This window comes from Prevotella sp. TCVGH, assembly GCF_023522295.1.
Classification (GTDB): domain Bacteria; phylum Bacteroidota; class Bacteroidia; order Bacteroidales; family Bacteroidaceae; genus Prevotella; species Prevotella timonensis.
The window spans coordinates 23,408-43,094 of record NZ_QFFX01000018.1 but is presented as its reverse complement, the minus strand read 5'-3'; the positions used below and the strand labels follow the sequence as shown (position 1 = coordinate 43,094).

11 protein-coding genes are annotated in these 19,687 nt (G+C 42.2%); 7 read left to right on the top strand and 4 right to left on the bottom strand.

The genetic code is table 11. The annotated features are described in order from the left end of the window. Window positions 1-225: 225 nt before the first annotated feature. The 6 genes from DEM91_RS05130 to glmM all read left to right on the top strand — a co-directional run bounded on the left by DEM91_RS05130 (window position 226) and on the right by glmM (window position 11,816). Window positions 226-4,854, top strand: a complete 4,629-nt coding sequence (locus DEM91_RS05130) for a translocation/assembly module TamB domain-containing protein (protein WP_249858196.1) — start codon at window positions 226-228, stop codon at window positions 4,852-4,854. Then, window positions 4,832-7,210, top strand: a complete 2,379-nt coding sequence (locus tag DEM91_RS05125; RefSeq protein WP_249858195.1) for a BamA/TamA family outer membrane protein — start codon at window positions 4,832-4,834, stop codon at window positions 7,208-7,210. Before DEM91_RS05130 ends, DEM91_RS05125 begins: the two co-directional genes overlap by 23 nt. 297 nt (window positions 7,211-7,507) lie before the next feature. Further along, window positions 7,508-8,419 carry a hypothetical protein gene (locus DEM91_RS05120; protein ID WP_008122051.1) on the top strand — a complete coding sequence of 304 codons (912 nt, stop codon included), beginning with the start codon at window positions 7,508-7,510 and terminating at the stop codon, window positions 8,417-8,419. Between the two features lie 167 nt (window positions 8,420-8,586). Continuing rightward, on the top strand, window positions 8,587-9,627 hold the full coding sequence (locus DEM91_RS05115; RefSeq protein WP_249858194.1) for a DHH family phosphoesterase: 1,041 nt from the start codon (window positions 8,587-8,589) through the stop codon (window positions 9,625-9,627). Between the two features lie 116 nt (window positions 9,628-9,743). Beyond that, window positions 9,744-10,382: a DUF4827 domain-containing protein gene (locus tag DEM91_RS05110; RefSeq protein ID WP_249858193.1), complete on the top strand. Its 639-nt coding sequence runs from the start codon at window positions 9,744-9,746 to the stop codon at window positions 10,380-10,382. A gap of 51 nt (window positions 10,383-10,433) precedes the next feature. Next, window positions 10,434-11,816 (top strand): phosphoglucosamine mutase, encoded by a 1,383-nt coding sequence (gene glmM / locus DEM91_RS05105; protein WP_036927556.1) that lies wholly within the window; start codon window positions 10,434-10,436, stop codon window positions 11,814-11,816. A gap of 137 nt (window positions 11,817-11,953) precedes the next feature. Here glmM and DEM91_RS05100 read toward each other — a convergent pair whose 3' ends face one another. From DEM91_RS05100 to DEM91_RS05085, 4 genes are all read right to left on the bottom strand, one after another. Beyond that, window positions 11,954-12,238, bottom strand: a complete 285-nt coding sequence (locus DEM91_RS05100; protein WP_249858192.1) for a hypothetical protein — start codon at window positions 12,236-12,238, stop codon at window positions 11,954-11,956. A gap of 13 nt (window positions 12,239-12,251) precedes the next feature. Further along, window positions 12,252-13,229 (bottom strand): tRNA epoxyqueuosine(34) reductase QueG, encoded by a 978-nt coding sequence (gene queG / locus DEM91_RS05095; RefSeq protein ID WP_249858191.1) that lies wholly within the window; start codon window positions 13,227-13,229, stop codon window positions 12,252-12,254. Continuing rightward, window positions 13,207-13,818 carry a polysaccharide deacetylase family protein gene (locus DEM91_RS05090; protein WP_249858190.1) on the bottom strand — a complete coding sequence of 204 codons (612 nt, stop codon included), beginning with the start codon at window positions 13,816-13,818 and terminating at the stop codon, window positions 13,207-13,209. The genes queG and DEM91_RS05090 overlap by 23 nt, the downstream gene beginning before the upstream one ends. Before the next feature lie 90 nt (window positions 13,819-13,908). After that, window positions 13,909-17,235, bottom strand: coding sequence for a DUF2723 domain-containing protein (locus DEM91_RS05085; RefSeq protein ID WP_249858189.1), 3,327 nt, complete (start codon window positions 17,233-17,235; stop codon window positions 13,909-13,911). 976 nt (window positions 17,236-18,211) lie between these two features. On the opposite strand from DEM91_RS05085, the gene gnd reads away from it, so the two are divergent. Further along, complete coding sequence (gene gnd / locus DEM91_RS05080; protein WP_249858188.1) at window positions 18,212-19,687, top strand: decarboxylating NADP(+)-dependent phosphogluconate dehydrogenase; 1,476 nt, start codon at window positions 18,212-18,214, stop codon at window positions 19,685-19,687.

The window sequence follows — 19,687 nt, the reverse complement described above, 5'->3', positions numbered from 1 at the left end:
AAAGGTTCTCGGATAGTTTTTCGAGAGCCTTTTTAAGGTTTAATGATTGTCAATGAGAGACGATTTTTTACAAGAAAAAGTTGTTTGCACATTCATCTTTGCTGCAAAAATCAAAACTTTAGGATAAAAAGAGGGTAGAAAATTCGGATTTTACATTAAAAAATGTTTACTTTGCAATAATATCGTGTGCCCGTTGAATGATACGACTCAATTGACAATGTATTTATGAAAAAAGCACTTATTTGGATTGTAAGCATCATAGGTATTCCAGCATTGCTACTTACCCTCGTTGCAATCCTGCTCTATATGCCACCTGTACAGCAATGGTTGGTACAACAAACGACCCGTTATGCTTCTAAGAAGTTGGGCTTAGAGGTGTCGATAGACAAGGTGAGGTTGGCATTTCCACTTGATTTAAGCATGGAGAACGTGCTTATTATCAGGCCCAATGACTCCCTACCACAGATGAAAGACACGATTGGGTTTGCGCAACGAATGGTCGCAGACGTACAGTTGTTGCCTTTGTTCAAAAAGAAAGTGGAGATTGATGAGCTGAAGTTTGAAGGCTTACACCTCAATTCATCCGATTTTATTGCTGCAGCTCATGTTCGTGGCACTATCGGACAGTTGGCATTGGTCAGTCATGGAATAGACATCAGTGGTTCGGTTGTCAATGTTGATAAATTAGCTTTGGAAGATGCAAAGTTAGTGGTTACCTTGCCAGATACTGTTCCCGAAGATACCAGTCAGTCCAAATCAATTTGGAAAATAAATGTAGATGATTTACAAGTCCGTCACACGGATGTTACTGTTCATTTCCCAGGAGATACTCTTCAAGTGCGAACATACCTTGGAAAAGCAAAGGTTTCAAAAGGTTTCTTTGACCTTGGAGAAGGAAATTATCAAGTAGGAAGGTTCGATTGGACAGATGGTGAGCTGAATTATGATAATAAATGGAAGGGCAGAACGAAAGGAATAGATTATAATCATCTTGCTCTAAGTAATATTGAGGTAGGTATAGATGCGCTTCAATATTATGCGTCAAAGCTCAAATTGAATGTCCGCCAAATGGCTTTTAAGGAGAAAAGTGGCTTTGATTTACAGAAGTTGTCTGGTGCATTGGCATTAGATTCTACAAAGCTGTATATGCATCAGGTCAAGATGAAAACATCATCATCCAATTTATTGGCAGATGCTGACATGGATTTGAATAGCTTTGCAAGTCAAAATCCAGGTAAGCTGAATTTGACACTTCATGCGTCTTTGGGCAAAAACGATTTGATAAGATTCATGGGAAGTATTCCTGTGGATGTTCGAAAGCAATGGCCTCGCTCTCCTTTGGTGATAGATGGGAAGGTTCAGGGCAACCTTCAACGCATGAATTTCCATGATTTACGGGTGAATTTGCCTACAGCTTTCAAAGCAAAGGCGACAGGTTATGTTGCCAATCTCAACGACATTGACCACTTGAAAGCTGATGCCATGTTGAACGTGAGCACTGGAAAGCTTGATTTTGTAAAAGCCTTTATGAGTCCAGCAACTCGTAAGCGTGTCACCATTCCGCAAAATATTGACTTCAAAGGACACGTAGCAGTAAATGGTCAACAATACACTTCTACCTTTAAGGCGCAACAGGGAGGGGGCGTCTTGAATGCCAACGTACAGTTGGATGCATCGAAACAGAGTTATCAAGCGAAGCTTAATGCAAGTCGATTGCCGTTACAACATTTCCTGCCCAATCAAGGTTTACATCCTTTCTCGGGGAAAATTGACTTGAAAGGACATGGCTTTGATTTCTTGTCTCCTAAGACGAAACTGATTGCCAAAGCTCAAATTGATAAATTTTCGTATGATAAGTATCAGTTGGATGCGACAACTGCCGATGTCACTGTAAAGAATGGGCATGCGAAAGGATTGATACATAGCAACAATTCTTTCATGAGAGGCGACGTTAAGTTTGATGCGTTGACAAGTTCGAGACATGTACAAGCCAATCTGCAAACAGACTTACGGCATCTTGACTTACATCGACTGATGGACGACTCTCTTGTTGTAGGTCTGAAAAGCAAGTTAAACATCTCCACTGATTTCAACAACAACTATCGTCTTGCTGGCCATATTGCTGACCTCACTATCCTTGATAACGGGCGTCGTTACCATGCTGAACCCATCAATCTGAATGTCTTGACGCGACGAGATACGACAGATGTGAACTTCCAAACAGGAGATTTTCAATTGATGTTACAGAGTGGATATGGGTATCAACGATTACTTAGCCACAGTAATGGCTTTATGAAGGAAGTGCAGCGACAGCTAAAGGAGAACTTGATTGATGAACCAAAATTGCGAGCCCATTTACCCAATGCTAATTTTCACCTTCATACAGGTAACAAAAATGTATTGGTCAACTTCATGCGAAAGTATGGTATCGAATTAAATCAAGCCTCGGTAGACTTCTTTTCATCGCCTCATGAGGGCTTAGATGGACGGTTACTTATTGAAAAGCTATTGATTGATAGCATCCAGTTGGATACAGTAAATCTAACGTTGAATTCCAATGAGGAAGGTACTACATACGCTGCCCGAATCGAAAACAATGCTTTCAATCCCCAATATGTTTTCAAAGCCATAGCACAAGGCAACTTGAGTGAAAAAGGAACAAGTCTTCGTACAAAATTATTTGATGAACAAGGGCGTTTGGGTATCGCATTAGGTCTGTCGGCTGAGTTAGAGCCGAATGGAATACGCACCCATTTGGATAGCACCAAGCAAGTTTTAGGTTATAAAGATTTTGACGTCAATCAAGATAATTATCTATTTATTGGCAAGAATAAGCGTATCTCTGCGCAAATGAGCCTACGCTCGAAAGACGGTACTGGCGTACAGATATTGTCTAACGACGACCATGCAGATGTGTTGCAAGATGTTACGTTCTCTGTACATAAAGTTACTTTGCAAAATATCTTGAGTGCAATTCCTTATGTACCCAATATTGCCGGAACGCTAAATGGTGATTTCCACGTCATTCAAACCAAAGATCAATTGTCTATTTCTTCATCTGTCGGAGTGCAAGATATGTACTATGAGAAGAGTCCAATGGGCAATCTGAGTTCTGAATTTGTATATATGCCTAAGTCTGACGGCTCTCATTTCATCGATGGTGTGCTTTATAGTGAGGGACAAGAAGTAGCGAAGGTGTCTGGTACTTATGGAAAAAGGGATCGTTTGGACGCCAAACTCACCTTGGAACGATTGCCACTTCAGTTGGTAAATGGCTTTATTCCTGACAGGATTATAGGGTTGCGAGGCTATGCAGATGGCGATATCATGCTCACGGGTACGGCTTCGAAACCTGATATTGATGGTGAGGTATTCTTGGATTCTTCTTATATTTTCAGTGAGCCTTATGGCATAGAGATGCGCTTTGCCAATGACCCAGTGAAGATAGCTCATAGCCAGTTAAAGTTCGAAAACTTTGAGTTGTTTGCCAATAACAATAGTCCTCTGAATATTTATGGAACGTTCGACTTCTCTAATTTGGATAAGATGATGCTCAATATTCGCATGAGAGCCCAAAACTTTGAAATCATTGATGCCAGAGAAAACCCACGTTCACAAGCCTATGGCAAAGCCTTCGTCGACTTCTTAGGTACGATGCGAGGCCCTGTTGATAACCTTCGCATGCGAGGTGTGCTGAATGTTTTAGGGACAACGGATATGACTTATGTGCTTAGAGACAGTGAATTGTCAACCGACAACCAGTTAGAAGAGCTGGTGAAATTCACCAATTTCAAAGATTCTGTCGTAGAAGTGGTTCAACGTCCTAAACTGAGAGGGTTTGATATGTCCTTAGCTACAACGATTGATGAGGCGGCACACATTGTTTGTATGCTCAATGCTGACCATACCAATTATATAGATTTGCAAGGTGGCGGTGAACTTCGAATGAATTATAATCCTGTAGATAATTTTCAACTAACAGGTCGTTACACGCTGAATACAGGAGAAATGAAATACTCTCTGCCTGTCATACCCCTCAAAACGTTCGACATTCAAAACGGTAGTTATATAGAATTTTCGGGCGATCCCATGAATCCAAAGCTTCATATCACTGCTACTGAGGATATCAAGGCAACAGTGAACGAGGGAACTGGAGCGGGTAGAGTGGTGGACTTTGATTGTGGAGTGAAGTTGTCTCAAAACTTAGACAATCCTGGCATCGAATTTATCATCAATGCTCCAAATGATGTTACCATACAAGACGAACTGAACACCATGACTGTGGAGGGCAGAGGTAAGGTCGCCATCACCATGTTGGTGTCAGGGATGTATCTCACTGATGGCAATATGGCTTCGTTCTCGATGAACAATGCTTTGAGTTCTTATCTCGAATCGCAAATCAATGACATTGCTGGGTCAGCCATGCGTTCCATGGGACTTGACTTGGGAATGAGCATTGACAATAGCACCACTGCCACGGGTGGTATACATACAGATTATAATTTCCGCTTTTCAAAACGCTTGTGGAACAACAGATTGCGTGTGATTGTAGGTGGAAAGGTATCGTCAGGAGAAGAGATAATGGCGGATAGAGATGAGTATTTCTTTGACAACGTGGAACTTGAATACCGTTTGAACCAGAATGCAAGTCAGTATCTCCGCCTGTTTTATAACAACAACACCTACGATTGGTTGGAAGGGCTCATCGGGGAATATGGCGTAGGTTTTACATGGCGTCGTAAATTGGCACATTTCAAAGATATTTTTAGGTTCAAGAGTGATAAAAAAGTCTTTGACCCTATACAACCTCAAAAGAAAGATTCTATCCCAAATGAAATACAGAAAATGCAATAATTTTATTCTCTTGTGCGCACTTCTATCATTGATAGTTACGGCATGTTCTACCACCAGTGCTATTCCTGATGGTGAACAACTCTTTACAGGACTGAAGAAGATAGAATTTGATGATGCTGAGAAGAGCGAACATGCAGAATACACCAAGTCTGAAATGGAGTCGGTACTGGCAACAGCTCCTACAGGTGCTTTTCTTGGAAGTAGTTATTACCGAACTCCATTCCCTGTCAGACTATGGATATGGAATGCACTGTCTCCAGACACCAGTGCCGTTAGTCGATGGTTAACACGTGCTTTTGGGTCAAGACCCAAACTCTTGAGCCAAGTAAATCCAGCTCTTCGGAAGTCGGTAGGTGAACTCCAATTAAAGAAATTGGGTTACTTCCATGGGAAAGTAGACTATGAGATTGTGCCACAGAACCATCCCAAGAAAGCCAAAGTGGCATATCGTGTCCACATGGGACCATTATGGCAATTGGACTCCATTCGCTATCTGAACTTTACACCCCATGCAGATAGCTTAATTCGGGCAACACATGAAGATGCGCTCATCAAGAAAGGGAGTCCCTTTAGTGTGCCAGCACTCGAAGCAGAGCGTCAACGTATCAGTCGTTTGTTGCGCAACAATGGTTATTATTATGCCAAACCAACCGATGCTTCTTATTTGGCAGATACCTTACAAGCACCTTGCAAGGTACAACTGCGTTATCAGCAAGCTGACAGTTTGGATGCAATGGTGAAGCGTCAGTGGTATATTGGTAAGGTGAATGTGAATTTACGAAATGAGTTTACCGAAGAGCTGACCGATTCGCTCCAACAACGTATCTTTACTTTGCACTATCATGGAAGTAAAGCTCCGCTACGTCCCGGAGTGATATATTCTGCTTTGAAGTTGCGTCCGGGGCAGCTTTATCGGCTTTCTAACCAAGAGATGTCGAATGATTACATGCACGCAACAGGACTATTTAATTACAGTAGTTTCAAATTTACGCCCCGAAATCATTCGCCTCTGTGTGACACACTCGATGTAGATATCGATTGTGTTTTCGACAAGCGTTATAGTTTTTATGTCAATGCCAATGCCAAAGGAAAAACATCCAATCGCTTTGGCCCTGAACTGGTGTTGGGTTTCACTAAACTGAATGCCTTCCGAGGTGCAGAAAAGTTAGATATCAATTTGCATGGGTCGTATGAGTGGCAAACAGGACATCATGCAGAAGGCTCCTCGTCTAAAATGAATTCGTACGAATATGGTGGAGATATTTCTGTTATCTTCCCACGAATGTTGACACCGAAGAATCTCTTTTGGACAGCTCAAAGGCGTTCTTTCCGAGATAGTCTGCGAAAAGATGAAGGTAGAAAGATAAGAAAACGTCGTTTTTATGGGGTTCCAGTGACGATTTTAAGAATGTCGAATAACATTTTGAATCGTGCAGATTTTTTCAAGCGGCATGTCATCTCTGGCGATTTAACCTATCAATTTAACACCTCACCTCAGTCTTATCATGAGTTTAGCCCACTGACGTTGTCTTACGAATACATGACCAGTCAGACAGACTCGTTTAGGGTTCTCTTGGACAAGAATCCATATTTACAGATTTCTATGCGCGATCAGTTTGTGCCGAAGATGAGCTATTCTTATCAATATACCAGTCCTCGTGGCTATCGTAGTCCGATTGCATGGAAGACCACTGTTAGCGAAGCCGCCAATATTCTCTCTCTTGGGTACATGGTTGCCGGTGAAAAATGGAACCAAAAGAATAAAAAGATGTTCAAAAACCCTTATGCTCAATTTGTCAAAGTAGAAACAGACTTTGTGAAATTGTGGCGTATCGGTGAGAATCATTCATTGGTAGGGCATATCAATGCAGGCATTGTTTATAGTTATGGCAATGCTACGGAAGCGCCATATTATGAACAATTTTATGTGGGAGGTGCCAACAGTGTTCGTGCTTTCAATGTAAGAAGCATAGGACCGGGGAAATACAGACCCCAAAATAAGCGCATGTCGTATGTCGAACAAACTGGAGATGTGAAGTTCCAAACCAACCTTGAGTTCCGTCCTCACTTATTTGGTGATATTTATGGAGCCATTTTTTTAGATGCAGGCAATGTCTGGACGTTGCAAAAGTCGGACCAACGACCCGGTGGGAAACTACGATGGAAAAGCCTACTTACAGACATGGCGGTAGGAACAGGTTGTGGCATACGTTACGACATGAAGTTGTTTGTCATTCGTTTGGATTGGGGTATAGGTATCCATGTGCCTTACCATACAGAGCGCAAAGGCATTTATAACATCCCTTCGTTTAGGGACGGCAACAGTTTTCATCTCGCTATTGGCTATCCATTCTAATATTTTAGCGCATTCTCTCTAAGTCGTTGACAGAAAAAGCCGTTGAGGTATGAATCCAAAATAGACTGTTTTCTATGGCAAAACAGTCTGTTTTGGTGTGGAAAACAGTCTGTTTTACATCTTTGACCGATAGCAATAAGGAGACATCTCTCACAAATTAGTTGTTACGGAGCTTTCTATTTATCTGGTGAAATGTCTTCATTTGTGCAGGATTTTATTATCTTTGCATGACAAACAAATGCAGTAAACAATAGAATTATTCTACTGTCGATATTCTAACTCTAAAAATTATAAATAATGAAACCTACATTATTATTGCTTGCAGCTGGTATGGGTAGCCGTTATGGCGGTCTGAAACAATTAGACGGCTTAGGACCTAACGGTGAAACGATTATGGATTACTCCATTTATGATGCTATCAAAGCAGGCTTTGGGAAAATCGTTTTTGTGATCAGAAAAGACTTTGAAGACGATTTTAGACAAAAGGTGTTGTCTAAATACGAAGGACATATTCCCGCTGAAGTTTGCTTTCAGGCGATGGACAAGCTACCAGAAGGCTTCACAGTTCCTGAAGGTCGTCAGAAACCTTGGGGTACTAACCATGCCGTGATGATGGCAAAAGGCTTGATACATGAACCATTTTGCGTGATTAACTGTGACGACTTCTACAATCGAGATGCCTATATGGTGATGGGAAAATTCCTTTCCGAACTGCCAGAAGGCTCAAAGAATCGATATTCAATGGTGGGCTTCCGTGTTGGTAACACACTCTCTGAAAATGGAACTGTGGCACGTGGCATTTGCTCGAAGGACAATGATGGACATCTTACCGAGGTAGTAGAGCGTACCGAGATAATGCGTGTAGACGGAAAGGTATGTTATAAGGACGAAGAAGGCAAGTGGGTTGCTGTAGAAGACAATACCCCTGTCTCGATGAATATGTGGGGTTTCACACCCGATTATTTTGAGTACAGCGATGAATACTTTAAGGAATTCTTGTCTGACGCAAAGAATATGGAAAATTTGAAGGCAGAGTTCTTCATTCCTTTAGTGGTCAACAACTTGATTCATGAAGGCACTGCTACGGTAAAGGTGCTGGATACAACCAGCAAATGGTTTGGTGTGACCTACGCAGCTGACCGTCAGGCTACCGTTGACCGCATTCAAAAGTTAATTGAGGAGGGTGTATATCCCAATCGGTTGTTCTAAGTTTTATTAGTGATTGAGTTGTTGAGCTTGAAGTTATCAATGCGTCCTTGTGATTAAGTTCACGAAACCAACGTAACTGGTTACATCAAGAACGCAGACATTGGCGAGTGCTTTGACCCGTCAACAAAAAACTTGAAACTCAACAACTCAAAAACACTTTCGTTTATATGAATATTGACATTCTTGCTCCAGCAGCGTTGAAGTTGTTGCAGCAACTAATCTCTGATGCACAACACATTGTTATCTGTGGGCATAAGTCACCAGATGGCGATGCTTTGGGTTCGTCTTTGGCATGGTGTGATTATTTAACAAATCAATGTGGCAAGCAAGCTACGGTTGTAATGCCAGACGCTTATCCCGATTTTTTGCAATGGCTTCCCAATAGTCATCGTGTGATTCGGTATGACAAGCATCCCGAAGAAGTAAAGGATTTGTTTGAGAAAGCCCATCTGGTGTTTTGCCTTGACTTCGGCGCAACCAATAGAGTGGATGAAATGCAAACAGTGTTAGATGCCTGTACTGCACCACGTGTAATGATAGATCATCACACAAATCCCGATATGGAAACGGTACTGTCGTTGTCGGAAACCACCGCTTGCAGTACCAGTGAGCTGATTTTTAGATTGATTTGGCAGCTGGGAGGCTTCGAGTTGATGAGTCGTGATTGTGCCATAGCGATATATTGTGGTATGATGACCGATACAGGAGGCTTTACATACAACTCTTCACGTCCCGAAATCTTCTTTATTATCAGTCAGTTGTTGACCAAGGGTTTTGACAAAGATAAGATATATCGCAACGTATTCAATAACTACAGCCAGTGGGCTATACGTCTTCGGGGCTATATCATGTTTCAGAAATTGAACGTGTTTGAAGATTATCATGCATCTTATTTTGCCATTTCACGACAAGAAATGCGTGATTTTCATTTCATCAAGGGCGATGCTGAAGGCTTGGTGAACATGCCTCTTTCGATAAAAGGAATGAAATTGTCTATTTCTCTACGCGAAGACGACCGCCGAGAGCAGTTGGTGTGGGTGAGTTTGCGGTCGGTAGACGACTTTCCATGTAATGAGATGGCAGCACTTTATTTTAATGGAGGTGGGCATGTCAATGCCAGTGGCGGGCGTTTACATTGCTCTTTAAGTGAGGCAGAAGAAGTGGTGAGACAAGCGATTACGCATTTTGAGGATTTATTGAAGCGTTAATAAAGTGATGGAAGCGTACTTCTCACACCGTCAATATTCCTTAAAAGGAAAGCGTATTCCTTTGTCCTTTTGTCGAGTTTGCTTATATTTGCACATTAATTATAGATGATTAAATCATGAAGAAAATAGTTTTTTCCCTCATAACCATTCTTTCCGTTTGCTTTTTTGCATCATGTAGAGACCGGCAAACCTATGCAGACCAGAAAGAAGCAGAGCGCAGCGCCATCAATAAGTTTATTGCTGATTCGGCTGTAAAGGTGATATCAGAAACGACATTTGCCTCACAAGATTATACTACAAATGTAGCGCAAAATGAGTATGTGCTATTGAGTAGTAGCGGTGTGTATATGCAAATTCAGCGCAAAGGAACGGGTGAGAAAATTAAGAATGGTGAGACAGCGAATGTGTTGTGTCGCTTTAAAGAACGAAATCTGATGACAGATTCTGTTCAACTATCCAACCAAGGTCCCTATTATTCGGCGATTGTAGATAAGATGATGGTGCGTAATACCAGCGGAACCTTTACCGCATCTTTCGTAAAAGGCGAGAGTTTGATGGCTTTAGCTTATCGTAGCACAGAAGTTCCATCAGGGTTATTAGTTCCGTTTTCGTACATTCGTTTGGGAAGACCAGCGCATGAGGGTGACGAGATTGCACGCGTACGCCTAATCGTGCCGCACTCCAGTAACCATTCGTATGCACGACAAAGTGTATATCCTTGTCTATACGACATTACCTACCAGCGAGGTAAGTAACGTGTAGTGGGTGTCTTAAAGCGTAAAAGTTTACTCTAAAATATAAAAACCATGACATTAATTAAGTCTATTTCTGGTATTCGAGGAACGATTGGAGGACGTTCTGGCGACACGCTGAACCCTTTGGACATCGTTAAGTTTACATCTGCTTACGCAACTTTCATACGTCGGAGCGGAAAGTCGGATAGCCAAACAATTGTAGTAGGACGTGATGCGCGCATTTCTGGTGAGATGGTGAAGAACATTGTGTGTGGAACATTAATGGGAATGGGCTATGACGTTATCAATATAGGATTGGCAACGACGCCAACCACCGAACTTGCAGTAAGAATGTCTCAATCGGCAGGAGGAATTATCATCACTGCAAGTCATAACCCAAGACAGTGGAATGCGTTGAAACTACTCAACCATGAGGGTGAATTCTTAACCAAGGCTAACGGCAACGAGGTGTTGGATATTGCTGAAAAAGAAGATTTTGAATACGCTGATGTTGACCATTTGGGTAAGTACACAGAAGATAATTCTTATGATCAGCGGCATATTGACGATGTTTTAGGACTCAAACTCGTGGACTTGCCTGCTATCAAAAATGCGAAGTTCAATGTAGTGGTGGATAGTATCAACAGCGTAGGTGGCATCATTCTGCCCAAACTGTTGGATGCACTGGGTGTTCAATACACGTTTCTTAACGGTGAACCGACGGGTGATTTTGCGCACAATCCAGAGCCATTGGCTAAAAACCTTGGTGGTATCATGAGCGAGATGGCAAGTGGGAAATACGACTTAGGTATCGTAGTGGACCCAGATGTTGACCGTTTGGCATTTATTTGCGAAGACGGAACCATGTTCGGTGAGGAATACACGCTGGTGAGTGTGGCTGACTATGTGTTGAGTCATACCCCCGGTAATACGGTTTCAAACTTGAGTTCTACACGTGCATTGCGTGACATTACAGAGAAACACGGAGGTAAATACGTTGCCTCTGCGGTTGGAGAAGTGAATGTAACCACCAAAATGAAAGAGGTTAATGCTGTTATTGGTGGTGAAGGCAATGGGGGAGTGATATATCCTGAAAGCCATTATGGTAGAGATGCCTTGGTGGGCATTGCTTTGTTCTTGTCTTCTTTGGCACATAAAGGTTGCAAAGTGAGCGAGCTTCGCAAGTCTTATCCCAACTACTGTATGGCGAAAAACCGTATTGACCTGACACCAGAGACTGATATCAGTGCTATCTTGGATCGTATCAAGGAGATGTATGCGGATGAAAAAGTGACGGATATAGACGGTGTAAAGATTGATTTCGCTGACAAGTGGGTTCACTTGAGAGCCAGCAATACCGAGCCAATCATTCGTGTTTACAGTGAAGCGGCAACGCAAGAAGAGGCAGAAGCATTAGGACAAAAACTCATGAACATTGTATATGAGATGCAATAAGGATTAGCATTTTGCACTCATTCGAACCCATAACATACACAAAAGCACCAGCGTCATACCATTGCACTGGTGCTTTTGTTCTTCTTATTCTATTGTTCACCCCATTTTCCAGTTCTTTCTTCTAAATGATTTGGTTGTTATTCGTTGTCAATGGTGGGTAAGCATCCTTCTAAGAGCAAAGAGAAATTAGTGCGATAAGCCGCTACCATTGCTTCATGATCTGCCTTCTGGAAACATCTTTCAAATACTTTCGTTTGACTAAATGCAGGATATATTTGTTCATAATGCTCTAACAAAGCCTCTTTCACCTGTCGCTTGTTGGTCATATCTATTTGCTGTTTGGTAAGTATTTCAAGCGCATAGTGGTGAAAAAAGATGGCAACCTCCTTTTCAATCGTATTGAGTGGTATTTCTTGTGACATGGTGTAGTGTGTTTTATTCTTTGTTTTTGTTCTTTGATAACGATGCAATGGCTCGAATATTACGCATTAGTCCTTCGTATTTGGCACGCTTTACCGCACTTTTTTTGAAGAGTTTTTGGTAGTTCTCCAAAGATAAATTCATCCATTTGTCTCGTGTCATTTCTAAAAGTTCCGTCTTTGGTTGCAACTCTGGCGTGTCATTAGGTTTTGAAAAGCGATTCCATGGGCATGCTCGTAAGCATCTGTCGCATCCATAAAGCATATCCCCCATATCCTTAGCTACTCCCTCTGCCAGTTCTCCTCGGTTCTCTATGGTCTGGTAGGATAGGCATTTATTGGCATCTAAAGATGAATCTAACTGAATTGCTCCTGACGGACAAGCCTCAATGCAAGCTCTACAATTGCCACAATGCCTTTTCATGGGCGTGTCAAAGGATAGCTCAATATCAAGGAATAGTTCTCCTAAAAAGAACATACTCCCTGCCTTTGGAACAATGAGTTGATGATGTTTTCCCATCCAACCCAATCCTGCTTGCACAGCCCAATAGCGTTCCAGTATGGGTGCAGAGTCACAAAACACGCGATAATGAATAGCATCGTCATTACTGGTAGTACTATTTTCAGGCGTTATCTCATGAAATCCAAAGTGTTGAGCGAGTTGTCTTAGCTTATTCTTGACAATGTAATGATAATCTTGCCCATAGGCATAAGCTGCCAATTGCCATTCTTTTTCGGGCATGAATTGCGCAGGAGCGTAGTTAAGTGCTACACATACAATGCTTTTCACGCCGTCCATGAGCATTCGTGGGTCTAATCTCTTTTCGATGTTGTTGCGCATATAGTCCATACTTGCGCACTTTTCTTCTGCAATCCACTGCTTATATTGCGTGGCAGTCCATTCGTCAACGGCTTTAGCTTGTGCAATTCCACATTTTGTAAAGCCCAATTTTAGCGCTTCTTGTTTTATCTCAGTCGAAAGTTTTGAATTCATATCCTTGTTCTTTCAACCACTTGAGCGCTTCTGGTAGTGCATACTTTAGCTTGTCGATGCTTTTCATAGAATCGTGGAAGGTAATGATTGACCCATTTCGAGCATAACGTTTAACGTTCTTAAGCACGTCTTCAGGTGTCATCCATTTAGAATAATCGCGCGTTACTAAGTCCCACATCACAATCTTATAACGCTTCGATAGCCACCAATATACCGACCATCGCATCCATCCATGCGGTGGACGAAACAGATGTGCATGTATTAATTCGTTCGCTTTCTCTGTATTGATGCCGTAAGTTAGTGCCCAATGCTTGAGCGACCCCATGTGGTTAAAAGTGTGATTGCCTACTTGATGTCCCTCTTCAATGATGCGATTGTACAAATCATGGTACCGCAAAACATTCTCACCTACCATAAAGAAAGTTGCTTTGACATTATATTGGGCGAGCGTATCTAATATAAAAGGTGTTGATTCTGGCACAGGACCGTCATCGAAGGTAAGATAAACCGCATGTACTTTCTTATCCATTCGCCACAATGCATTGGGATATAACCAACGAAGCCATTTTGCAGGTTGCTCAATAAACATAAATGGAGGTTTCTTTTTAACTATTAAAAAAGTGCCGAAAGTTTACTACAAATGGCTTTGTAGAACTTTCGGCAGCCTTAATTGTTATCTTTATTCAAGAGGTTTACCACCTTTTTGAGCATAGATGGTGTAGAATCTGTTCAGTTCATCCAACTGTTTTTTAGCCAAATTTTTATCGAACAGTGTGGTTACCTTGTTCACTTCCATCATCAACTGGAAGTAAAGCAGGCACTGATTTTGTGATGCCATGAACCTAAAGTCATCGAGGCTGAGATACCATTGTGCGTATTGTTTGTGGTTTTTCCACAACTTTTGGCAGATATCCTTTGCCTTTGCAGTTTGTCCTAACAGTGCATAAGCTCGAGCAAGTTCAATAGAACCACTCTTCCAACTATGTGGTACATTGTATTCTGGAAGTACTTTCTCTGCTTTAGCCAATGCCTTTTTGGCTTTCTCTGTCTTTCCTTCTTTCAACAACTCGGTTACTAATTGAGCAAATAAACGACGATGAGTCATACACATGCCCATGGTTGTCTCGTCTATGTATAGTCCAGGCTTCTCTAAACCACCAAACTTATACCTATTCATCAAGTTGTTGTACGTTTTTTCTGTATCAAAGTTCTTAACGCCAGGCTTGTTAGTGGTGAAAGGTGTGATACGATTTGCCAAACCTTCACATACAAAGTTGTCGCCTAAATTCATGTAATTATCGGATCCAACTGTCATAGCAATATAGATTGGACGCACCCATCCGCACTCGGCAATCATCTCCAGCATCATCATTTCGCCTTTGTACAGCGCGCGTTTGCCAGCCAAAGAGATAATCATCTTGTCAGGAATAGTGTCCGAAGCCATCATCATTCCGCTCTTCTTCACGGCTTCTTTGTCTATCGTTACATAAACAGTGTCGGTAGGAATCACTTGTCTGTCCGAATCTTTCGAGCGCATCCAGTACTTGATGATGTTCTTCAATTCGAATGGTTCTTCACCAAATTGCTTTTTCGCCTCTTCAGGATATTGACGATAATACTCTTTCAATTCGTTTTTCAAAGACGGTTGAATCGCTACTGCCTCATTTGTTCCAGAGCAATAGTCAAGTCTTGGCCAAGTGATAGGCACCGCAGGAGAGTCGTAAGCAGGTCGTTTCATTTGGTCAATATACCAATCGGTCTGTATATAAGAGAGGTTACAAACTCTTGCATCGGTGCGCACACCCTCCACATCTTGGTTGTACCAGAGCGGGAATGTGTCGTTATCGCCATTGGTAAAGATAATAGGATTGCCTTTATCTTGTAGTGTCATGAGGTAGTTTTGACCGAAATCACGACACATATAACGTCCACTTCGGTCGTGATCATCCCAGTTTTGGCTTGCCATTTGTATCGGTACAAGGAGACATGCCACAGCGGCTACGCTTGCAATCAGTGTCTCGTTGAGCTTCAAATACTTCTTCAGCAAGTCGACAATAGCTGCAACACCAATGCCGCACCAAATGGCAAATGCGTAGAACGAACCTGCATAAGCATAATCACGCTCACGAGGTTGCATAGGCGTTTGGTTGAGGTAGATAACGATAGCAAGTCCTGTCATGAAGAAAAGGAAGAACACTACCCAAAATTGGCGAATGCCTCGCTTGCCACGCCATGCTTGCCAAAACAAGCCAATGACACCCAATAGCAGGGGCAGCATGTAATACACGTTGTGTCCTTTGTCGTTCTTCAGCTCGTCGGGCAATTTACTTTGGTCGCCAAGTCGTGGATTGTCAATGAAAGGTATGCCAGATATCCAGTTGCCTTTCTCTAACTCACCGTTACCTTGCATCCCATTTTGGCGTCCAGAGAAGTTCCACATGAAGTATCGCCAATACATAAAGTTGCATTGATAGCTTAGGAAGAAGCGGAGATTGTCCATTTGTGACGGTACTTTGACCATGATACTCTCGCCACATCTGTCGTAAGGAACCTGTGTGCCCTCTACACCTCCTAACCAACTTTCGTAGGCTTGTGCATACAAGCTACTGTACATACGAGGGAAGAGCATGTTTTGTGCATAATTGTATTTCGAATTATGGGTCACTACAAAGTACGAGTCTTTTTCGTCTTTGCTCGCTTTTTCCTTGCGTGCATATACGGGTGCTCCCTCGTTCATGTTAGGAATGCACTGATTTCCTTGCACATCAAGCTTTACCTGAGAAGTATATGCTTGTCCGTAGAACAGCGGACGGTCGCCATACTGGTCTCTACTTAAGTATTTGCCCAGTGTAAAGATGTCTTCTGGTGAGTTCTGATCCATCGGTGGATTGGCAGCAGAACGGATGACAATGAGGGCATAACTTGAATATCCTATCATTAACATCAGTAGTCCTAACAAGATAGTATTCTTTATGCGGGCACTGATGAGTGGGATTTTCCTCTTCTCTACGTGTTGCGTATAGTTGAGGGCATACCATAAAATAGCCAACACTACGATACCAATGCCTACGGCTTTCCAGCCATATCCATAGAAAGGAATACCCAATAAGGCTACGGAAAGCAAGAAAGCAATGTTCATTCGTTTGGTATGCTGGTCTACATAAGTCTCATAAATCGCCCAAACAACTGTGGAAACGAGTAGCAAGATGTAGACGATAACACCTGTATTAAATGGCATACCTAATGTGTTCACAAAAAACAATTCGAACCATCCGCCCACGGTAATGATACCAGGAACGACACCATACAACACTGCCGCTACCACTACAAACGAGATCATCAGCGCCACTATGGAGCCTTTTGCTTCGATATTTGGGAACTTGCGGTACACAAATACTAATACAATGGCTGGAATGCACAATAAGTTGAGCAGATGGACACCAATTGAAAGCCCCGTCATATAGGTGATGAGCAACAGCCAACGGTCGCTGTGAGGTTCGTCAGCATGGTCTTCCCATTTCAAAATGAGCCAGAACACAACCGCTGTAAATGCCGATGAGTAGGCATATACCTCACCTTCGACAGCCGAGAACCATGCCGTGTCACAGAAACAATAAATCAGTGCGCCCACCATTCCGGAGGCTTCTATGGTGATAAGTTTGCCCAAAGTGAGTTCGCTCCAATCTTTCAAAATAAGTTTGCGTGTCAGGTGTGTAATCGTCCAAAACAAGAAAAGCACCCCAGTAGCACCCAACAGTGCACTCATGATGTTGACCATGAGCGCCACCTTCGATGGGTCGCTCACAAACTGCGAGAAAAGATTGGCGGTGAGCATGAAGAATGGTGCCCCTGGAGGGTGTCCTACTTCCAATTTATACCCTGTTGTGATGAACTCAGGACAGTCCCAAAAACTGGCTGTCGGCTCTACTGTAAGGCAATAGGTAATAGCAGCTATCATGAAAGCTATCCAACCTACCACATTGTCTACTAATCTATATTTTTTCATTGATAGATAAATGAATAATTAATTGCCCATTCCTAATTTCACTATTTTAGGTGGACGATTCCAGTGAAAAGCCTCACCGTTAAGCGTACCACAAGACATTAAAAATAGTATTTTGCAAAGGTAAACAAATTCTATTGAATTATCGTTTTTACGATTGCTAAAAAGTATTGAATACAAAGAAAAGTATGAGAAAATCTATTTTGTATAAATTTTTTATTCACGACTTTGCGATTTTGGTGCGAAATGCTTGGCATATTTCTAATCATCCACCACTTTTTCTGAAATATGCTGAAAATGTAAAATGTTTATAATCAAGCATGTACGTTTTTACGCGTACTCCTTAACTGCCTTGGAGCATTGCTTTAATGCCACTAACCCATTACTTTTGTTTGCTTGTCTCCATGCTTTAAGCACATTGAAACATTGTTTCAGTGTGCTTAACTCAATGCTTTAGTCTCTTGAAGTGGTATTTTCGAGGGGTATAAAGCCTTTTCTTAGCCTTATTTTTCTCTATTTCGTGTTTTTCAAATGTAAAAGAAAAATCAGAATAAGCCCTTGCTTTGTCAATATATTTCACAAAAGATGAGCCGTGATTCGTGCATTCTTACGCTCTCAATTCCTATGGTTTGCTGTTTTTATAGGCGATAGTTTCTTGTTTGTTGGTGATGCAGTGACAAGAATCAAAAATGCAATTGTTCTTCACAAATGGATTCACTTTGTTGCCAATCATGGTAGAAAAGCACTTTTTTGTACGCCTCGCAAATGCATTTCAATACGTCTTCATGCTAACCGTTCACCCCTTTTCAGAAAAATAATTGAAAACAATGTTTTTGTTTTCCAGATAAAGTTGTATATTTGTATCATATAGGCAGTCTGTTGACTGTTTGCTAAAAAAGCGGATGCCGTGAAGGTTTGATTCGGGCGGTATTGGTTTTTAGTAGCATACTATTGATGAAGTAACCATAAATTTAACAAGATGAAAATTCAAAACAAGACAGACATAGGAATGATAGGATTGGCGGTGATGGGTGAAAACTTAGCCATCAACATGGCCAATCATGGGTGGCAAGTGTCGGTGTATAACCGTACCGTTCCTGGAATAGAAGAGGGAGTGGTAGAGCGATTTATGCAAGGACGTGGCAAAGGTAAGTCCATTCAGGGTTACATAGACATCAAGGCATTTGTGGACTCATTAGCTACTCCTCGCAAAATAATGATGATGGTGCGGGCAGGGAAACCTGTTGACGACGTTATCAACCAACTCTTTCCCTATTTATCACCCGGAGATATTTTGATAGATGGAGGAAATTCCAATTATTTGGATACCAATCGGCGTGTCAGTTTGTGCGAAGAAAAGGGCTTCTTCTTTATCGGAACAGGTGTTTCTGGTGGTGAAGAGGGGGCATTACACGGCGCTTCTATGATGCCAGGAGGTTCGCATGCTGCTTGGGAAACGGTGAAACCCATTTTACAAAGCATTGCAGCCAAGGCGTCGGACGGCACTCCTTGCTGTCAATGGGTGGGTCCTCAAGGTGCGGGACACTTTGTGAAAATGATTCATAATGGCATAGAATATGGTGATATGCAGCTTATCTCTGAAGCCTATTGGGCGATGAAACACATCGGAGGGATGACAAATGAAGAGATGTCTGATGTGTTTACGGCATGGAACCAAGACAAGTTACATAGTTATTTGGTGGAGATAACGGCTGATATTCTGAAACATCAAGAGCCTAATGGAGATTATCTGATCGATCATATTTTAGATGCCGCAGGACAGAAGGGTACTGGTAAGTGGTCGGTTGTCAATGCAATGGACTTAGGAATGCCATTAGGACTCATCGGAACAGCGGTGTTTGAGCGCAGTTTGTCTGCTCAGAAGGAAATGCGTGTACAAGCTGCTCGCCAGTTTGCACCGACAGTTCAGTCCCTCGATATTCCACGAACGCAGTTGTTGCAAGAAATCTTTTCTGCCTTATATGCTTCCAAATTGGTGAGTTATGCGCAAGGCTTTGCCGTCTTAGAAGCTGCATCCCAGACATTTGATTGGCATCTTGACATGGCATCTATTGCACGCATGTGGCGTGGAGGCTGCATCATTAGAAGTTCATTCCTCAACGATATTGCTCGTGCCTATGAGCAAGAGGATAAGCCGAAGCATCTGCTGTTGGCACCGTATTTCGCACAAGAAATAGCTACCTTGTTAACAGACTGGAAGCAACTCGTCATTCATGTCATTCAGGCAGGCATCTCAGCACCAGCATTCTCATCGGCTCTTCATTATTTCTATTCGCTTACGTCAGAAAATTTGCCTGCCAATATGATACAGGCTCAACGCGATTATTTTGGTGCGCACACCTTTGAGCGAAAGGATTGTGAACGAGGAAAGTTCTTCCATGAAGACTGGACGGGGCATGGAGGTAAAACCAAGTCGGGAACATATAACGTATAA

What these genes read in the sequence shown, in the direction of transcription:
- queG (WP_249858191.1), bottom strand. Translation starts at nt 13,229, where the DNA reads ATGAATTCAAAACTTTCGACTGAGATAAAACAAGAAGCGCTAAAATTG.
- DEM91_RS05110 (WP_249858193.1), top strand. Translation starts at nt 9,744, where the DNA reads ATGAAGAAAATAGTTTTTTCCCTCATAACCATTCTTTCCGTTTGCTTT.
- DEM91_RS05090 (WP_249858190.1), bottom strand. Translation starts at nt 13,818, where the DNA reads ATGTTTATTGAGCAACCTGCAAAATGGCTTCGTTGGTTATATCCCAAT.
- DEM91_RS05085 (WP_249858189.1), bottom strand. Translation starts at nt 17,235, where the DNA reads ATGAAAAAATATAGATTAGTAGACAATGTGGTAGGTTGGATAGCTTTC.
- DEM91_RS05130 (WP_249858196.1), top strand. Translation starts at nt 226, where the DNA reads ATGAAAAAAGCACTTATTTGGATTGTAAGCATCATAGGTATTCCAGCA.
- DEM91_RS05125 (WP_249858195.1), top strand. Translation starts at nt 4,832, where the DNA reads ATGAAATACAGAAAATGCAATAATTTTATTCTCTTGTGCGCACTTCTA.
- gnd (WP_249858188.1), top strand. Translation starts at nt 18,212, where the DNA reads ATGAAAATTCAAAACAAGACAGACATAGGAATGATAGGATTGGCGGTG.
- DEM91_RS05120 (WP_008122051.1), top strand. Translation starts at nt 7,508, where the DNA reads ATGAAACCTACATTATTATTGCTTGCAGCTGGTATGGGTAGCCGTTAT.
- glmM (WP_036927556.1), top strand. Translation starts at nt 10,434, where the DNA reads ATGACATTAATTAAGTCTATTTCTGGTATTCGAGGAACGATTGGAGGA.
- DEM91_RS05115 (WP_249858194.1), top strand. Translation starts at nt 8,587, where the DNA reads ATGAATATTGACATTCTTGCTCCAGCAGCGTTGAAGTTGTTGCAGCAA.
- DEM91_RS05100 (WP_249858192.1), bottom strand. Translation starts at nt 12,238, where the DNA reads ATGTCACAAGAAATACCACTCAATACGATTGAAAAGGAGGTTGCCATC.